Source organism: Streptomyces sp. NBC_01235 (assembly GCF_035989285.1).
GTDB lineage: Bacteria > Actinomycetota > Actinomycetes > Streptomycetales > Streptomycetaceae > Streptomyces.
On record NZ_CP108513.1, the window covers coordinates 10,166,459 to 10,183,947 of the forward strand.

Sequence of the window (17,489 nt, forward strand, 5' to 3'; positions counted from 1 at the left end):
CTTCGCTCGAGCGGGAGGTGCCCCCACGGGCGTTGTCGTGGTGGCCGCCCCCACCACGCTCGAGGGTGCTCGTGCGGGGGCACCCCCATCGCCCCGCTCACCCGCGCTGATCAGCCGCCGCTGTTCTCCTCCGACGTGATCCGCCGGGCAGGCCCTGGCCGTCGACGGCCGACCGGGGCGGGACGGCGGAGAGTTCGGCGACCACCGGGCCGGGACCGGTGATCGGCGGCACCGCCACGTCACGGTCCGGGCCGGTCGCGCCCCTCGGGCCCGCAGGCGGCCCGGGGTTCGGGGAACAGCCGCAGCGGCGTCAGGTGGAGCACGGCGGCGACGGCCAGGGACAGCGGGGTCAAGGGTGCTCCGGCAGCGGGGCGGGCGCGGGTGGAGCGAGGGGTGGCGCGGCACGGTGAACGGCCGCCCTGTCGCCGCCGGGTGGGCGACGTGGGCGGATGCCGTCCTGGTCGGGGTCTGCCGAAGGTACGGCGTGGGGCAGAACCCCGGCCAGAGGACGAATCATCCTTCCTCCGCGTCATGAGTGGACGAATCCGCCACCTCCTTCTCGTCCGGGCTCGCGTCCGGGTCCGCGTCGGGTCCCTGGGCCCTCACCCGTTGGACGTGTTCGAGGGAATCCCGCAGTTCGGTGAGCCAGTCGTCGGTGTGGCGCTGGACCAGCCGGACGCACCAGGCGAGCGCGTCGCTGCGGCTGCGGGCCACGCCTGCGGCGATCAGCGTGTCGAGGACCTGGCGCTCGGGCTGCCGCAGCCGGGTCATGACCGGCGCGGCCACGTGGGTGAACAGGGCGCGCTCGCCGTCGCACACCGCACCCCATGACACCTTCCGCCGGAAGCGGTGCTCGGCGTCGCGGGCCACGGCCATCCGGGTCTCGCGGGTGCGCTCGCGGAACTCCTGGATCCGGGCGGTGACGGCCGCCTCCCGCTCGGCGGCCGGGGCGTCCTCGGCCAGCCGGGGCGCGGGGATGCGGCCGATCACGGTGATCTCCTCGCGGTCGACCGTCACCTCGGTCAGCTCCACGAAGAGGTCGTCGGGCAGCCGGCCCGCGAACCAGCCCCTCAGCTTCTCTCTCTGCTCGGTCGTAATCATGTAATCACCATTACGCCGCAGGTACGTGAACACAAGGGGCCGCGGAGGAGTCCGCCGAGAGCGGAACGGGGGCGGGCCGAGGGCGGGAGCGGAATGTTTCAGGCCGATTAACGAAGCTATGAAAACCGGTCACCGAACGGATCGAAGGGATCACGAAGCGCTTGCTTTCGGCGTTGGAACGTTCGAATTCCGTGACTTCACGCCACTGTTTCAATACGCAAGGTTACTGAAACGCATGGGGTCGAGGTGATATTCGGCGACGGACTCGGCAGACTCGCGCTCGCCGCGTTCGGCACTGACCGAGTCGGACCGGCATACCCCCGAATCGAGCGGAAGGATGCACACAATGCGGAACACCGCGCGCTGGGCAGCGACCCTCGGCCTCACGGCCGCCACCGTCTGCGGACCCCTCACCGGGTCCGCGCTCGCCGCCCCGGCCGCAGCGCCGACCTCCCTCTACGCCCCGTCGGCACTCGTGCTGACCCTGGGCCACGGAGAGAGCGCCGCCACTGTCAACGCGGCCAGGGCCGTGACCCTGAACTGCGCGCCGACCCCCTCCGGCACCCACCCCGCCGCCGCCCTCGCCTGCGCCGAACTGCGCGCCGCCGACGGCGACCTCGACTCCCTGGCAGGCCCGGGTGACGCCAACTGCACCAAGCAGTACGACCCGGTGGTCGTGACCGTCGACGGCGTCTGGCGGGGCAAGCGCGTCTCCTTCGAGCGCGCCTTCGCCAACGAGTGCGTGAAGAACGCTGCCGGGAGCAGCCTCTTCGCGTTCTGAGACCGGGATCGCGTGGCCCCCGTGGACGCCGAAAGAGGCTCGTGAAGTGGGGAGTGCGAGCCCCTGACACGGGACCACCGCGATCCCGACCCGGAGGCCGGACGGGCGGAGTGGGGCCGCCCGCCGGCCTCCGGCATCGCGTTTCCCCGGAGCAGGCGGACCGTGAGAGAAGCGCGGTCCCGCCGCGGCCGATATCCGCCGCGCCCGACATCCGCCGCGGGCGCGGAGTCGGTGTCGGGCGCGGAATCAGTGTTTCGCCAGGCGCAGGGGGACCGGTTCAACGGGAGCGGCTTCGTCGGCGGGCCGGGTGACCTCCGCCCACCAGGACGGGCCGTCCTCCAGGTGGCGCAGCATGACGCCCTCGCGGATCGCCCACGGGCAGACGGTGACCGTTCTCAGTCCGGTCAGCTTCATCGCCGTGTGCCCGATCACCGCACCGGCCAGGCTCTGTGCGGCGCGTGGCGCGGAGATGCCGGGCAGCCGGGCGCGCTCGGCTGCGGGCAGCGCGGCCAGGGTGTCGATGGCCTCGCCCAGGTCCCGGCGGCGCAGGGTGCGGTCCATGAACGGGCCGTGCCGTCCGGGCGGGGCCCCGCACAGCCGGCCGAGCTGCTGGAAGGTGCGGGAGGTGGCCACCGCCGTACGCGGACCCTCCCAGCGGATCCGGGCGGCCACGTCCCTGAGCTGGTGGCGGATCCTGCGCCGGGCCGCGCGGACGAGCTCCGGGGGCGGCGGGTCGTGGTCGGCGAAGAAGTCGTGGGTGAGGCGGCCCGCGCCGAGGGGCAGCGAGGCCACGTAGTCCGGCAGCCGGCCCCGGCCGAAGGCCACTTCGAAGGATCCGCCCCCGATGTCGAGCAGGGCGAGCGGTCCCGACCGCCAGCCCATCCAGCGGCGGGCGCCGAGGAACGTCAGCTCGGCCTCCACCTCGCCCGGCAGGGTGCACAGCGCGACGCCGGTCCGCGCCCGGACCGTGCGCAGCACCTCGCTCCGGTTGGGGGCGGCGCGCACCACGGCGGTCGCGAAGGCCAGCGGGCCCGCCGCACCCCACCGTTCCGCGGTCCGGGACGCCGCGGCGACCGCGCGGACGAGCCGCTCCAGGGCCTCGTCCGGAATGGGGGCACCGGGCCGGACCTGCTCGGACAGCCTCAGCCGCCACTTCGCCGTGTGCACCGGCAGCGGGACCCCGCCCGCCGCGTCCGCCACCACCAGCCGCACGGTGTTCGACCCCACGTCCAGCACGCTGATTCTCATGGACCGTCGAGTACCCAGGCGTAAACCTCCGGTCGCCCGCCCTGTTTTGGGTGCTCGGCCCGGAGTCCGGCACACGGCACAACACGCGGCGCAGAGAGGCCGCCGTCCCTCGCGGACGGCGGCCCCTCTCCCCGGTGCGGCTCCTGGGCCAGGGGCCGTCACATGTGGACCACCGGTGCCGCGTCCGCGTCCTGCTGCGGCACCCCGCGGCGGAAGAGCAGGAACGCGATGAGCGCGCCCGCCGCGAAGAACCCGGCCGACCACCAGAAGGCGGTGGTGTAGCTCTCGATGGTCGCCTGCGCCTGGACCAGCTTGTCGGTCGGGTCCTTCCCGGCCAGGTAGTCCGTCGCGGCGCTCGCGGCGAGGGTGTTGAGCAGGGCCGTGCCGATCGAACCGCCAACCTGCTGCATGGCGTTGACCGTGGCGGAGGCCACGCCCGCGTCCTCGGCGGCGACCCCGCCGGTGGCCATCTGCATGGCGGGCGGCATGACGAGGCCCAGGCCGATACCGGTGATCACGAGCTGCGGCAGCACCGTGCTCACGTAGTCGGAGCCGACGCCGATCCCGGTCAGCCAGGCCATGCCGACCGCGGCGATCGCGAAGCCCAGCGGGATGACCGCCTTGGGGCCGAGCCGCGGGACCAGGGCCGTCGTACCGATCTGCGCCGCGACCATGAGGGCCCCGACCATCGGCAGGAACGCCACACCCGTCTTCGTCGGGCTGAAGCCGAGGTTGAGCTGGAGGTAGTAGGTGAGGAAGAGGAAGACGCCGAACATGCCCGCGCCGGAGATCAGCACGGCGAAGAAGGAGGCCGCGCGGTTGCGGTCGAGCAGGATGCGCAGCGGCAGCAGGGGGTGCGCGGCACGCTTCTGCCACCAGGCGAAGGCCGTGAGCAGCACGCCGCCCGCGATCAGGAAGCCCCAGGTCCGCGCCGAGCCCCAGTCGTGCGTCTCGGCGTTGGAGAAGCCGTACACCAGGGAGAACAGGCCGGCGGCGACCAGGACGGTACCGGGCACGTCCAGCTTGGAGTTCTCGGCGTCGCGGTGGTTGGAGAGCAGCAGCCAGCCGCCGGCGAAGGCGACGACGGCGATGGCCACGTTGACGTAGAGCGTCCAGCGCCAGTCGAGCGCGTCGGTCAGGACGCCGCCGAGCAGCAGGCCCACGGCGCCGCCCGCGCCGGCGATGGCACCGTAGACGCTGAACGCCTTGGCGCGTTCCTTGGCGTCGGTGAACGTGGTGTTGAGCAGGGAGAGCGCGGCCGGTGCGAGGAGCGCGCCGAAGGCGCCCTGGAGTGCGCGGGCGGTGACCAGCATCTCGAAGTTGGTCGCGGCGCCGCCGAGCGCCGAGACGGCGGCGAAGCCGACGACGCCGACCAGGAAGGCCGTCTTGCGGCCGAAGAGGTCGGCTATCCGGCCGCCGAGCAGCAGCAGCGAGGCGAAGGCCAGCGCGTAGGCGGTGACGATCCACTGCCGGTTGCCGTCGGAGAAGCCGAGGTCCGCCTGCGCGGACGGCAGGGCGATGTTCACGATGGTGGCGTCCAGCACCACCATCAGCTGGGCCAGGGCGACGACTGCGAGGATCCACCACTTCTTGGCGGATGCTGCGGACGGCGGCTGTTCGGCACCCGTGCGGGTGCCGTCCGTCAAGGTCTTCGGGGGCATGGGGAACCACTCCAGGACGTGAAGGGCAAAGAACACGTAAACGAAACGGTTTCGTACACATCGAGGCTAGACGAGTTTCAGCGAAACGGCAAAGTTTCGTTAGTGAGGGAGTCCAGGCATGGGCGGTGGCGTGTCCGACGTCGACGGCACGGGGCTGTACCACGAGGTGCGCGGCATCGGCCCGGCGCTGCTGATGATCGGCGGACCCGGGGGAGACGCCGGGTACTGCACGGTCGTGGCCGAGGACCTCGCCGACGCCTGCACGGTGATCACCCACGACCGGCGGGGCAACTCCCGCAGCCAGGACCGCACCGACCGCGACGGCGGGCCGACGAGGCCGACCGAGCAGGCGTCCGGGGCCCGCGCGCTGATCGACGGCCCGGCCGGCGGCCGGGCGCCGGTTCGACGGGAGACGAGTCGCGGTGAGGGCGCCTACCGGTGGCCCGCCGACCTGTGGCAGCGGTTCCTCGCCAACCCGGACCACCTCTTCGGCACCGTGTGGGAGGCCTTCGCCGGCTTCCGCCCCGACGAGGCGGCACCCCGGACGGTCCCGTTCCCGATCCTGCTCGCGGCCGGCACCGAGGACCGCGGCACGTACTGCGTCCGCCCCTCGATCGGGATCGCCCGCCGGATCGGAGCGCCGTGGGCGGAGTCCCCCGGCGTCCGCATGGAGTTCACGCGCGGCCCGGCCCGGCCCGCTTCGCGGCGGCCGCGGGTCGCGGCGACGCAGATGCGCACCGCCCGGGTCCCGGGGCTGTGGGTAGGGGTCCCGGAGCGGCCGTGAGCCGGGCACCCGTAAGTGAAAGGACTGATCCGAAATGCCGACCGATCCGACCGATCCGACCGCGCCCACCGGTACGTATCTCACCCTGGACGACGGCCGCCCCGCCGTCCGCCTCGCCCGCGCCTACGGCCATCCGGCCGACCGTGTCTGGCAACTCGTCACCGACCCCGGCGAACTGGCCCACTGGTTCCCGTCCCGCGTCGACATCGAGCTGCGTCGCGGCGGCACGATCCGGTTCAGCGGTGACCCGAACATGCCGGAGTCGACCGGCCGGGTGCTCGCCGTGGACGCGCCCCGCCACCTGTCCTTCGCGTGGGGCGGCGACGAACTCCGCTTCGACCTGGAAGCGGTCGACGACGCGCACACCCGCCTCACCCTGACCGACGTCCTGGAGGCCGCCGACACGGCCGCCCGCAACGCCGCCGGGTGGGAGGTGTGCCTGGCCGCCCTGGACGTCAGGGCGGGGAACGAGGGCGCGGGGGCCGCCGTGCGGTGGGAGACGTGCTACCGCGCCTACGTCGAGGCCGGTTTCCCCTCCGGCGCGCCGGTGCCCGGACGGGACTGACCGCCCCGCCCGCGAGGCGCTACGCCAACTGCCGCCGCACCAGCTCGTGCAGCCGTCCGCCCGTGTCCGCGAGGAGCTGGGCGGGCGGGCCCTGCTGGGCGACCTTGCCGTTCTCCATCACGACGACCCGGTCGGCGTCCATCACCGTCGACAGGCGGTGCGCGATGACGACGCGTGTGGCGTTGAGCTTGCGGGTGCTCTCGATGACCGTGCGCTGGGTCTCGTTGTCGAGGGCGCTGGTCGCCTCGTCGAAGAACAGGATGCGCGGCCGGCGGATCAGCGCCTGGGCGATCATCAGGCGCTGGCGCTGGCCGCCCGAGACCGACCCGCTGCCCGAGACGATCGTGTGCAGCCCCATCGGCATGTGCTTGATGTCCTGCGCGAGCCCCGCCATCTCGGCGGCCGCCATCGCCTCCTCCGGCGTGTAGGCCTCGGTGCCGCAGATGACGTCCAGCAGGGAGCCGGTGAACGGCTGGGCGTGCTGGAGCACCACCCCGCACTGCCGGCGCACGGCCGACTGGTCGAGGGCCGCCAGGTCCTGGCCGTCGTACAGCACACTGCCCGAGACCGGCTTGTCGAAGCCGATGAGGAGCCGCAGCAGTGTCGACTTGCCGCAGCCGCTCGGGCCGACGATCGCCACGAACTCGCCCGGCCGCACCTCGAAGGAGACGTCGTCGAGGACGAGGGGACCGTCGTCGGAGTAGCGGAAGGACAGGCGGCGGGCTTCGAGCGCGCCGGTCAGCGGGCCGGGGCGGGTGTTCCCCGTGCGGACCTCGGGCGTCGCCTCCAGCACCGGCCGGATCTCCTCGAACAACGGCAGCGCGGCCACCGCCGACACGAACGCGCCGGTCAGCGAGGTGACCGAGGTGAGCAGCATCGTCATCGACGTGTTGAAGGTGAGGAAGTCCGCCGCGGACAGCGCACCCCGCGCCGGACCGGCCAGCAGCATGAACATCAGCAGTGAGCACAGCGGCAGGTACACCGAGCCCAGCACCGTGTTGAGGTTCTTGATCCGGCCGAGGCGCTGCTGGAGCTCACGGCTGCGCGCGAACTGCGCCGCCCAGGCCGCGTACGCGTAGTTCTCGGCGGCCGCCACCCGCAGCTTCGGCAGTCCCCGCAGGGTCTGGAACGCCTGGTTGTTGAGCTTGTTGGAGAGCACGACCAGCCGCCGCTGCCAGCGCACCTGCCACAGTCCCAGCGCCAGGAACACGGACGCGATGACGACCAGCATGCCGATCGCGGCCAGCGCCATCGGCACGCTGTACCAGAGCAGCAGCCCCAGGTTCATCGCGCCGATGGTGACGGACTGCGCGACCGACGGGCCGAGTCCCGCCAGCAGCCGGCGGATCGCGCTGATGCCCATGGCGGCGCTGGCCAGCTCGCCCGTGGAGCGCTCCGCGAAGAACTTCGTCGGCAGCCTGAGCAGCCGGTCCCACACCGCCGGCTGGAGCGTCGCCTCGACACGGCCCTCCAGCCGCAGGATGGTCAGGTTCTGCAGCAGCATGAACGCCGCCGCGACGACGCTGCTGACCATGACGGCCAGACACACCTGCACGATCAGCCCCTGCTGGGCCCTCGGCACGAACTCGCCGAGCACCTTGCCGGTGGCGATCGGCACCAGCGCCCCGATCGCCACCGTCACCAGCCCGCTGAGCAGCAGGTTCGTCAGGTCCCCGCCGGTACCCCGCATGCTGAACCGCAGCAGGCCGAGCGGGCCCAGCCTCCGTTCCGGCAGCGGGCGGTAGAACATGACGGCCCGCGGCTCGAACTCCTCCGCGTTGGCCTTCTCGACCGGTGTCTCCCGCCCGGTCGCGGGGTGCACGGCGACGTAACCGCCGCGCCGCCACAGCAGCGCGACCGGCGCCCCGGACAGGGCCCGGTGCCCGACCAGCGGGCCCACGTCGTCCCGCCACCAGCGACCGTCGAGGCGGACGGCCCGGGCGCGCACCCGTGAGGCGAGGGCGACCCGCTCGACCGGGTCCAGACGGTCGCTGTCGGCGCCCATCCGGGCGGGCTCGGCGAGGGTGATCCCGGCGGCCCTGGCGACCAGTCCGCAGGCGGCGAAGGTGGCGTCGGCGTCGGCGGACGTCGTGCGCTGCCCCGACTTCTTGCCGATCGACGCCAGCAGCGTCCGGTCGGCCTGGGCACGGACCGCCTCACCCGCCTTGATCCCGGCGGCCGTGCGTGTCTCGTGGGTGCGTTCCAGTTGTTCGATCCAGCGGTCCAGCGTGGTCAGCAGCCGGTACTGCTGGTCGACCATGGACTGCCACACCGCCGGGTCCATCAGCAGGTCGGCGGCCGCTTCCGCGCCGTACACCTGGCCGTACTGCACACTGCCCGGCGGGACCTGCATCCAGAAGACGTCGTCGTCGTCCCCCCTGCTCGAATGGACTCGCACGGGGGCGCCCCCATCCTCCGCCGCCCGCTCGGTGGCCATCGGCGCCTGGAAGAGGATCGACAGACCGCGGCCGACACCGAGGGCGAGCGCGTACTCCAGGGGGCTCGAAGTCGGCGGCACGTACTGGGGGTTGCCGTACTCGTCGTAGGACCAGGTCTGGGTGTTCGCGGGCTGGTACAGCTCGCGCAGGCCGATGCGATGCACGACGCAGTCGCGCAACGGACGTGCGACGAGCGTGTGTTGAGGACCGGCGACCGGACCGAGGAGCAGCGCTCCCGCCTCCAGGCGGCCCAGGTGGTGCCAGTGGCCCTGCTGTTCGGCATCCACCGCGAACAGGTCCAGCGCGCCCGACGCGACCAGCCACAGCACCTGCGGGCCTTCCAGGTCCAGCCGGCTGAAGCCCGCGCAGTCGATCCGCGAGCCCATCTGTCCCAGTGCGGCGAGGACGACGTCGCCCTCCGACACGGCCGTCATCTCAACGCTCCCTGACCAGGGCCGCGTACGAGCCGCCGCGCGCCACCAGTTCCTCGTGCCGCCCGCGCTCCACGACCGTGCCGTGCTGGAGCACGACGATCTCGTCGCTGTCGCGCACCGTGCTGAGCCGGTGGGCGATCACCACGCACGCGCAGCCGCGCCGGCGCAGGTTGTCCATCACCACCTGCTCGGTCTCCGCGTCCAGCGCGCTGGTCACCTCGTCCAGCACGAGGATGCTGGGCCGGCGCACCAACGCCCGGGCGATCTCCAGGCGTTGGCGCTGCCCGCCGGAGAAGTTGCGGCCGTCCTGCTCGACCTTGCTCTGGATGCCGCCGGGCCGCCGCATGACGACGTCGTAGAGCGCCGCGTCCCTGAGCGCGTCGACGACGGCGTCGTCGGGGATCGACGGGTCCCACAGGGCCACGTTGTCGCGGACCGAGCCCTCGAACAGGAACACCTCCTGGTCGACGAAGGAGACGGAGGAGGCGAGCGCCCCGCGCGCAATGTCCTCGAGCCGTTGCCCGTCGATGCGGATCACGCCCTCCCAGGGCGCGTACAGGCCCGAGATCAGCCGGGACACCGTCGACTTCCCGCTCCCCGAGCCGCCGACCAGCGCCACCTGCTGCCCCGGGCCGACACTCAGGTCGAAACCGGTCAGCAGCGGCTTGTCCAGCGGGCTGTAGCCGAAGGTGATGTTCTCCAGCTCGACGTGCCCCTGCAGCCGGCGCGTGGAGTCGCCGCCGGAGCGGCGGTCGTAGAGCGGATCGGCACGGAAGTTCTCCACGTCCTTCAGCCGGGCCACGTCCGCCGCGAAGTCCTGGATCCGGCCCGCGACGCCGTTCAGGCGGGTCAGCGGCGCCGTGAAGCGGGTGACCAGCGCCTGGAAGGCGACCAGCAGGCCCACCGAGATATGGCCCTCGATCGCCCGCATGCCGCCGATCCACAGGATCAGCGCGCTGTTGAGCGAGGCGAGCGTCGGCGCGACCACGCCCAGCCAGGCGCTCGGCACGCCCAGCCGCTGCTGCTCCTCCAGCGTGGTGGCGTGCTGCCCCGCCCACTTGCGGAAATAGCCGTCCTCGCCGCCGGTCGCCTTCATCGTCTCGATCAACTGAAGCCCGGTGTAGGCCGTGTTGGTCAGCCGCGCGTTGTCGGCGCGCAGCTTCGCCGTCCGGGTCGCGCGCATGCGGATGACGATCCGCATGGCGACGATGTTGAGCAGCGCCACGCCGATGCCGACGTAGGTCAGCTGCGGGTCGTAGGTGTAGAGGAGGACCGCGTACAGGACGACGACCACCGCGTCCACGCCCGCCGACGCGAGGTCGCGGGCCAGGGTCTCGGCGACCGCGTCGTTCGACTGGAGACGCTGGACGAGGTCGGCCGGGCTGCGCTGCGAGAAGAAGGTCACCGGCAGCCGCAGCAGATGGCGCAGGAAGCGGGCGCTGGAGAGGGTGGAGGAGATGATCCGGCCGTGGTGGAGGTTGGCCTGCTGAAGCCAGGTCAGGGCGACCGTGAGGGCCACGCAGGTGCCCATGGAGGCGAACAGCACGGTCAGCAGGGAGGTCTGACCGCCGATCAGGAACATGTCGATGTAGGTCCGGCTGAGGGCGGGTACCGCCGCGCCCACCAGGACCAGCAGCAGGCTCGCCAGCACGGCCGCCGGCATGGTGCCCGCGGTGCCCCGCAGCCGGGCCGGCATCGCGCCCAGCACACCCGGTCTGCGCCCGCCCCGCTCGAAGTCCTCGCCGGGCTCCAGGACCAGCACGACACCGGTGAAGCTGCCGTCGAAGTCCTCCATCGGCACGAAACGCCGGCCCTTGCCGGGGTCGTTGATGAACACGCCCCGGCGGCCGAAGCGCCGGCCCAGACCCTCGTAGACGACGTAGTGGTTGAACTCCCAGAAGAGGATCGCGGGTGTCCGCACCCCGGCGAGGGCGGCCAGGTCCATCTGCATGCCCTTGGCCGTCAGACCGTAACTGCGGGCCGCCTTCAGCAGGTTGCTGGCGCGCGAGCCGTCGCGGGAGACACCGCACGCGATGCGCAGCTCCTCCAGCGGGATGTGCCGGCCGTAGTGGCCGAGGACCATGGCGAGCGAGGCGGCCCCGCACTCCACGGCCTCCATCTGGAGCACGGTGGGCGTACGGACGGTCTTCACGCTGCTCTTGGGGACCGTGCGCCGGGGCGGCGCGGCACGCCGTCGGCTCCGGGTCTGCTCGGTGGCGGTCACGGGAGCAGCCAATCGACGGGACGCTGGTCGGCCAGCCGGATCGAACCCGTGGCCATGGTCATGGAGGCGAGCGCGTACGGCGGTCCGTCCGCGGACGACCACTCGTAGCCGCTCTTCGTCGCCGAGGACCTGTCGAGGCGGACCAGGACCGCCACCGGGCGCCCGTCCTCGGTGAACTGCTCCCCGAGCTGGCTGTCGCCGAGGAAGGCGGAGATCTGCTGCGCCGACTGGGCCGTGCGGTCAACCGACTTCACATGACCGCGCAGCACGCCGTACTCCTGGGACGGCACGGTCTGCACGGTCAGGTCGACGGCCGCGTCCGCAGGTATGGAGGCCGCGTTCTCCGCGGGCACGTACACCGTGGCGTACAGCGGGTCGTCGGCTCCCGCGACCTTCTCCACCGCGGCGACGTTCGCGCCGGTGGAGATGATCTGCCCGATGGTGGCGGCGAGCGCGGTGATCCGGCCCGCGGCGACCGTGCGCACCACGGCGTCGCCCTCGGCCGTCCGCACCTTCAGCACGGGGGAGTTCGCGGGCAACCGCTCGCCCTCCTTCGCCAGGACGGCGGTGACCTGGCCCGCGGCGGGGCTCTGCAGGATGTAGCTGCCCTCACCGTGGGTGAGGACGGCGGGCGCGCTCACCGTGGACGTGACCGAGCCGGTCACCGCCCACACGGACCCGGCCGCCATGACGGCCACGGTCACGGACAGCACCAGCCAGCCCTGCGGGCGCGCGAAACGCACCGGCAGGTCGAGTTCCTCCGGCGACTGGAGCTTGGCGAGGGCCTGTTGGCGGAACTGCACGGGGCTTACCTCAGGAGATTCAGGGCGCCGATGAGTCCCGGAGCCGGGTGACGGCTCCGGGACTCACAGGGGGTCACAAGGGCGCGATCAGAGACCGGCGACCAGGTTGGTGACCGGGGCCGTGCTGAGGCCGGTGACACCCTCGACCGTGCCGACGGCCGTGTCGACCAGGCCGGAGACCGGGGCGATGCCGTCCACCAGGCCGGTGACGGTGCCGAGGGCGTTCAGGGACAGACCGCCGGAGACGTTGTCCAGCTCGGCGTCGGAGATCTCGACGGTCTCAACCTGGGGGGTGGAGTTCATGGTGGAACTTCCCTTCACATGGATATCTCATAAGGGGGAGCGGCCCCCTCTGGGGACAGATGACGGCCGCGACCGCTGGTGCCGGGCACCCGTTTCCGGAAGCCGTGCGGCCCCTGCGGTGCGATGGATCAAAGCAGGTCTGCGGCCGACGCAGCCAATCAATCCCCGGTCCCACCTGGGCACTTGCGTCACAGGAGCGTTGAACCGTGCACGTGCGCCCACGGGTTGTCGGCGACTTCTTCACACCACGGAAGGGGTTCGCTCGGATGAGCGCCCTGCGCCCTCGCGGCGAATACGACACTCCCGCCCCAATGGCGTGGCCGGCGTCGACGAGTTGTGCAGAACCCCTGCTTCCGGTGACCCGCTTGGGCTTTCGATGTGCAGATTCTCTGAAGCGGGGATTCCGCTTGCCGATCGGAACGGATCGTCACCGACCGACTACGAACGGTGTCGATTCGGAAGTGTTCCGGCGTGTTCAGCCCAGCAGGGCGTAGACCGTGCTCGCCCGGGCCGCCAGTTCACCCGTCCGCTCGGCCGTCATGGTGATGTCCGCGAACGCCATCCGGCGCCCGAGCTTCGTCAGCACCGCTTGGATCAGGACATCCGAATCGGCCACCGCGCGCTGGAACGAGGTCGACTGCTGCACCGTCGTCATCGGTCCGTAGGCCCCGCGGGCGGCCGACACGGCGATCACGGTGGCGGTGTCCGCGGCCGCCATCAGCGCCTGCCCCGAGAGCCCTCCGCCCTCCCGTGCCAGCTCCTGTGACCAGGGGAGACGCAGAATCGCCCGGTCCTCGCCCAGCGCCTCGACGGACAGGCCGAGGGCGAGCACCCAGGGTGCGAAGTTGTCGGAAAGGATCTTGTCGGCTTCGGCGGTCGTCATCGTCATATGGGCGATTGTTCCCCGGGCGGCGAAGTCGGACTCGGGTCATGGCCGATTCAGCGTTTAGCAAAGGAAGTTGGCAAACGCGATTGAACGCGCCGCGCGACCCCTGCGTACTGATGGCCAACCAGGCGCCGCTGTACGGAGCTGCCGAACCCCGGCAGCCAGACCCCGTCCCCCAGGAGGTCGAGTTTTTTGAGTCACAAGCGAGTTACGAAGCGCAAGGCCATCGTCGCGGCTGGCGGTGTGGCAGCGCTCGGAGCGGCGGCCATCCTGCTTCCCCAGGCCAACGCCTCCCAGGACGGCGGCTCCAACAACGCTGCCACGGTGAAGACCCTGAAGGCGGGCGACGCCTCGGACCTCGCCTCACAGCTCGAGAAGCTGCTCGGTGACGCCTTCGCCGGTTCCTACTACGACTCCGACGGCAAGCAGCTCGTCGTCAACGTCGTGAACGTCTCCGGTGACGAGAACAACGTCGTCGTGCAGGCGAAGAAGGCGGGCGCCAAGGTCCGCGAGGTGGAGAACAGCACGGCCGAACTCAAGGCGGCCGCACAGACGTTGAAGACCAAGGCGACCATCCCGGGCACCTCCTGGGCCGTCGACCCCAAGACGAACAAGATCCTCGTCACCGCCGACTCCACGGTCACCGGCACCAAGTGGGACAAGATCGAGTCGACCGTGAAGACCCTCGGCTCCAGCATGGCGACGATCCAGAAGTCGGCCGGCACCCTGAAGCCCCTCGTCTCCGGCGGCGACGCGATATTCGGCGGCGGAGCGCGCTGCTCCCTCGGCTTCAACGTGACGGCGGGCGACGGCTCCCCGGCCTTCCTGACGGCCGGTCACTGCGGGGTAGCGGCCAAGCAGTGGTCCGACTCCCAGGACGGCCAGCCCATCGCCACGGTCGACCAGGCGACCTTCCCGGGCGACGGCGACTTCGCGCTTGTGAAGTACGACGACCCGAACACCCAGGCGCCCAGCGAGGTCAACACCGGTCAGCAGACCGTCCAGATCTCCCAGGCCGCCGACGCGACGGTCGGCACACAGGTCTTCCGGATGGGCAGCACCACCGGTCTCAACGACGGTCAGGTCCTCGGCCTCGACGCCACGGTGAACTACCCCGAGGGCACCGTCACCGGCCTCATCCAGACGGACGTCTGCGCAGAGCCCGGCGACAGCGGCGGCTCGCTCTTCACCCAGGACGGCCAGGCGATCGGCCTGACCTCGGGCGGCAGCGGCGACTGCACCGTCGGCGGCGAGACCTTCTTCCAGCCGGTGACCACCGCCCTGGCCGCGGTCGGCGCGACGCTCGGCGCCGGCGGCGCCGGCGCCGGCGGCGCGGGAGCCGGTGCTGGTGCCGTGGACGAGAACGGTGACGGCATCGACGACCAGACGGGCGAAGCCATTCAGGGTGGCGGCGCGGGAGCCGGTGCTGGTGCCGTGGACGAGAACGGCGATGGCATCGACGACCAGACGGGCGAAGCCATTCAGGGCGGCGGCGCGGGAGCCGGTGCTGGTGCCGTGGACGAGAACGGTGACGGCATCGACGACCAGACGGGCGAAGCCATTCAGGGCGGCGGCGAAGCGGCGGCCAACGGTGGTGCTGACGAGAACGCCAACGGTGGCGTGGACGAGACCGGCAACGGCCAGGACCAGTCCGGCAACAGCCAGGAGGGCGGTTCGGGTGTGACCGAGTCGCACTGACACGGCATCATCTGAACGGTCCGGCCCTCCGGCGGGGGCCGGACCGTTCATGTCCGCGCCGGGCGACGGCCCTCAGGCGTCCCCCCGGGCCCGCAGCAACAGCAGCGCCACGTCGTCCATCCGCTCCTCCGCCGCCGCGTAGTGCCCCACCAGCTCGTCGGCCAGCTCCTCCAGCGGACGGTCCCCGGCCTCGCCGAGCCGCCGCCCCAGGTCGGCCACCGCGTCCTCGATGTCCACGCCCGGCGTCTCGATGAGCCCGTCCGTGTACAGGGCGAGGACACAGCCGGGGGCGAGCTCGACCTCCGTCGTCGGATACGTCGCCGAGGCGTCGATGCCCAGCAGCGGGCCGCCCGCGAGGTTCAGGACGCGCACCCGGCCGTCCGCCCGGCGCAGCAGCGGCGGAGGATGCCCGGCCCGGGCCATGACCGCCCGCCCGCGGGCCGGGTCCAGCCGCAGGTACAGGCAACTCGCGAACAGCTCGGAGCCGAGGTCGATCAACAGCCGGTTGGTGCTGCGCATGACCTCCGCGGGCTCCTGCCCGACCGTCGTGTACGCGCGCACGGCGGTCCGGATCTGCCCCATCAGCCCGGCCGCGGTCACGTTGTGCCCCTGCACATCCCCGATCACGGCCGCCGGCAGTGGCTGCGAGGGCACCAGGTCGTAGAAGTCCCCGCCGATCTCCATGCCCCGCGTGGCGGGCAGATAGCGGGCGGTCGCCTCGATACCGGGCAGCGACGGCAGCGAGGGCGGCAGCAGCGCGGCCTGCAACCCGTGCGCCAGCCGGTGTTTGACGTCGTACAGCAGGGCCCGGTCCAGGGCCTGTGCGATCAGCCCGGCCAGGCTGGTCAGCACCGCCCGCTCGTGCGTGGAGAACGGGTGGGGCTCGGAGTAGGCCAGCACACAGGCGCCCACCGGGCGGCCGGAGGCGATCAGCGGCAGAAAGGCCCAGGCGGAGAAGCCGCCGGGGATGCTCTGCCGGGCCGGGTAGAGGTGCTCCAGCTGCTGCCGGGAGTCGAAGAACGCCGGGACGCCGTGGGCGACGGCGCGCGCGCCCGGGGTCGGGGCGGTCAGCGGCATCCCGTCGAACCGCTCCACGGTGTGCGGGTCGGGATACCCGTGGTGCCCGAGCACGTGCAGCCGGCCGGCCCGCGCACCGAGCAGCGCCAGGGCCTGACTGCCCACCGCCGGCGCGATCTCGTCCGCGACCAGCTGCACCACGTCCTGCACACTCACCGTCTCGGTGAGCGCCCCGGCCAGACTCAGCGCCTGCGACATCGACACGAGCAGGGTCGGCGCGTCCCCGGTCCGGGGGGCGGACGGGCGCATCTCCGACACCACCCGGGCCCGGCTGATCCGCACGCTGAGCCCCGTGGTGCTCGGATACAGCCGGAACGACAGCCACTCGGAGGGCGGGCGCAGCGCCACGAACGAGGTGGCGTTCTGACTGATCAGCGCGGCCCGGTAGCGCTCCTCGTAGACGGGATCGTTCAGCCATGGCACGGCCGCCCACAGCTGCGAGCCCAGCAGTCCGCTCACCGGGACACCGAGCAGTTCGGACGCGGCGGAGTTGGCGAAGCCCACCCGCCCGCTCAGGTCCAGCGAGCACATCCCGTACGGCAGCCGGGCCACCATCCGTGCCGCCTCCAGCGTGCCGAGCGTGTCCGAGACACCGCCCAGCGGCCCCGCGTCCAGCAGATCCGACTCGGCGCGCACCGACCGGTTCTGCGCCGCGGCGCGCTCCAGCCGCAGCGCGAGCCGCTCGCAGGCCGACGTCAGCTCCCGGCGCTCCCGGTCGGACAGCTCCGCCGGATGGGAACCGGGCCAGGTGACGAAGACCGCGCCGTACACCCGCGACGCGGTCGCCACCGGCAGAGCGGCCAGCGCGAAGGGATACGGCAGGACGACGGCGATCCGCGGATAGTGGCGGGCCATGTCCTCCTCCCCGCCCACCCACACCAGGCGCCGCTCGCGCGCCGCCTCGGCGACCGGGATCGGCGCGTTCAGCCCCACCCGCTCCCAGGGTGCCGCGAAGGCCCGGGGCAGCCCGGCCATCACCGCCATCTCCAGCATCGGTTCGTCGCCGGGACGCAGATACACGGCACCGGAGTGCGCCCCGACGGCGTCCATCATCGATGTCAGCGCCAGCGAGAGCAGCGGCCGGCCGACCGGCGCCGACACGGCCGCCGGAGCCTGACCGGACGTCTGCTCGGGCACGGTCGCCACCTCCCAAGGGCGTGTCTTTCTGATCACCCCGGAGCCGCGGGGCTCACCGGCAAAGGCCCGGACGCCGTAGCTCCGGGTCGGGCTGGTCCGGAAGACGCGCCCTCGCCCGGCACCGCACGGGTCCCAGGCTCCAAATCTGCCCCCTGGCGGCGCGACGCGCACGGCGAGCGCCGGGCCCGCCCGAAAGCCGCCGTGTACCCGGTCGGCTCACCCCCATGCCCCCTCGGCCGGAGCGCGCGGCGGTGTAGGGGCGCCCCGCGTGCGCCCCGATCCGCGCCGACTCCCAGCCCTCGGGGACCGGCCGGCGCGCGGTGTCGAACAGCGGGGCGGCGGTCCCGTC

13 protein-coding genes are annotated in these 17,489 nt (G+C 72.3%); 4 read left to right on the forward strand and 9 right to left on the reverse strand.

Annotated features, from left to right (window positions below):
* Positions 1–513: 513 nt before the first annotated feature.
* Positions 514–1,101 (reverse strand): hypothetical protein, encoded by a 588-nt coding sequence (locus OG289_RS45660; protein ID WP_327319909.1) that lies wholly within the window; start codon positions 1,099–1,101, stop codon positions 514–516.
* Positions 1,102–1,447: 346 nt separating this feature from the next.
* Between OG289_RS45660 and OG289_RS45665 the strand changes: the two genes are divergently transcribed.
* On the forward strand, positions 1,448–1,882 hold the full coding sequence (locus OG289_RS45665; protein ID WP_327319910.1) for a protease inhibitor: 435 nt from the start codon (positions 1,448–1,450) through the stop codon (positions 1,880–1,882).
* 246 nt (positions 1,883–2,128) lie between these two features.
* On the opposite strand, the gene OG289_RS45670 is transcribed toward OG289_RS45665, so the two are convergent.
* Positions 2,129–3,130, reverse strand: coding sequence for a Ppx/GppA phosphatase family protein (locus OG289_RS45670; protein ID WP_327319911.1), 1,002 nt, complete (start codon positions 3,128–3,130; stop codon positions 2,129–2,131).
* A gap of 158 nt (positions 3,131–3,288) precedes the next feature.
* Positions 3,289–4,791, reverse strand: coding sequence for an MFS transporter (locus OG289_RS45675; RefSeq protein ID WP_327319912.1), 1,503 nt, complete (start codon positions 4,789–4,791; stop codon positions 3,289–3,291).
* A gap of 118 nt (positions 4,792–4,909) precedes the next feature.
* Between OG289_RS45675 and OG289_RS45680 the strand changes: the two genes are divergently transcribed.
* Positions 4,910–5,575, forward strand: coding sequence for an alpha/beta fold hydrolase (locus OG289_RS45680; protein ID WP_327319913.1), 666 nt, complete (start codon positions 4,910–4,912; stop codon positions 5,573–5,575).
* 34 nt (positions 5,576–5,609) lie between these two features.
* Positions 5,610–6,140 carry an SRPBCC domain-containing protein gene (locus OG289_RS45685; RefSeq protein WP_327319914.1) on the forward strand — a complete coding sequence of 177 codons (531 nt, stop codon included), beginning with the start codon at positions 5,610–5,612 and terminating at the stop codon, positions 6,138–6,140.
* A 19-nt stretch (positions 6,141–6,159) separates the two neighbouring features.
* Here OG289_RS45685 and OG289_RS45690 read toward each other — a convergent pair whose 3' ends face one another.
* The 5 genes from OG289_RS45690 to OG289_RS45710 all read right to left on the reverse strand — a co-directional run bounded on the left by OG289_RS45690 (position 6,160) and on the right by OG289_RS45710 (position 13,231).
* Positions 6,160–9,012, reverse strand: coding sequence for an NHLP bacteriocin export ABC transporter permease/ATPase subunit (locus tag OG289_RS45690; RefSeq protein ID WP_327319915.1), 2,853 nt, complete (start codon positions 9,010–9,012; stop codon positions 6,160–6,162).
* 1 nt (position 9,013) lies between these two features.
* Entirely contained in the window at positions 9,014–11,236 is a 2,223-nt protein-coding gene (locus OG289_RS45695; protein WP_327319916.1) for an NHLP family bacteriocin export ABC transporter peptidase/permease/ATPase subunit, read from the reverse strand.
* On the reverse strand, positions 11,233–12,039 hold the full coding sequence (locus tag OG289_RS45700; RefSeq protein WP_327319917.1) for an HlyD family efflux transporter periplasmic adaptor subunit: 807 nt from the start codon (positions 12,037–12,039) through the stop codon (positions 11,233–11,235). Before OG289_RS45700 ends, OG289_RS45695 begins: the two co-directional genes overlap by 4 nt.
* 87 nt (positions 12,040–12,126) lie before the next feature.
* Positions 12,127–12,342 (reverse strand): type A2 lantipeptide, encoded by a 216-nt coding sequence (locus OG289_RS45705; RefSeq protein ID WP_189706568.1) that lies wholly within the window; start codon positions 12,340–12,342, stop codon positions 12,127–12,129.
* Positions 12,343–12,817: 475 nt separating this feature from the next.
* On the reverse strand, positions 12,818–13,231 hold the full coding sequence (locus tag OG289_RS45710) for a PaaI family thioesterase (RefSeq protein WP_327319918.1): 414 nt from the start codon (positions 13,229–13,231) through the stop codon (positions 12,818–12,820).
* A gap of 189 nt (positions 13,232–13,420) precedes the next feature.
* On the opposite strand from OG289_RS45710, the gene OG289_RS45715 reads away from it, so the two are divergent.
* A complete protein-coding gene (locus OG289_RS45715; protein WP_327319919.1) occupies positions 13,421–14,926 on the forward strand; it encodes a S1 family peptidase in 1,506 nt (501 codons plus the stop codon).
* A 72-nt stretch (positions 14,927–14,998) separates the two neighbouring features.
* Here OG289_RS45715 and OG289_RS45720 read toward each other — a convergent pair whose 3' ends face one another.
* Positions 14,999–17,140: a SpoIIE family protein phosphatase gene (locus OG289_RS45720; RefSeq protein ID WP_327319920.1), complete on the reverse strand. Its 2,142-nt coding sequence runs from the start codon at positions 17,138–17,140 to the stop codon at positions 14,999–15,001.
* Positions 17,141–17,489 lie beyond the last annotated feature (349 nt).

What these genes read in the sequence shown, in the direction of transcription:
- OG289_RS45660 (WP_327319909.1), bottom strand. Translation starts at nt 1,101, where the DNA reads ATGATTACGACCGAGCAGAGAGAGAAGCTGAGGGGCTGGTTCGCGGGC.
- OG289_RS45705 (WP_189706568.1), bottom strand. Translation starts at nt 12,342, where the DNA reads ATGAACTCCACCCCCCAGGTTGAGACCGTCGAGATCTCCGACGCCGAG.
- OG289_RS45680 (WP_327319913.1), top strand. Translation starts at nt 4,910, where the DNA reads ATGGGCGGTGGCGTGTCCGACGTCGACGGCACGGGGCTGTACCACGAG.
- OG289_RS45690 (WP_327319915.1), bottom strand. Translation starts at nt 9,012, where the DNA reads ATGACGGCCGTGTCGGAGGGCGACGTCGTCCTCGCCGCACTGGGACAG.
- OG289_RS45685 (WP_327319914.1), top strand. Translation starts at nt 5,610, where the DNA reads ATGCCGACCGATCCGACCGATCCGACCGCGCCCACCGGTACGTATCTC.
- OG289_RS45710 (WP_327319918.1), bottom strand. Translation starts at nt 13,231, where the DNA reads ATGACGATGACGACCGCCGAAGCCGACAAGATCCTTTCCGACAACTTC.
- OG289_RS45665 (WP_327319910.1), top strand. Translation starts at nt 1,448, where the DNA reads ATGCGGAACACCGCGCGCTGGGCAGCGACCCTCGGCCTCACGGCCGCC.
- OG289_RS45675 (WP_327319912.1), bottom strand. Translation starts at nt 4,791, where the DNA reads ATGCCCCCGAAGACCTTGACGGACGGCACCCGCACGGGTGCCGAACAG.
- OG289_RS45670 (WP_327319911.1), bottom strand. Translation starts at nt 3,130, where the DNA reads ATGAGAATCAGCGTGCTGGACGTGGGGTCGAACACCGTGCGGCTGGTG.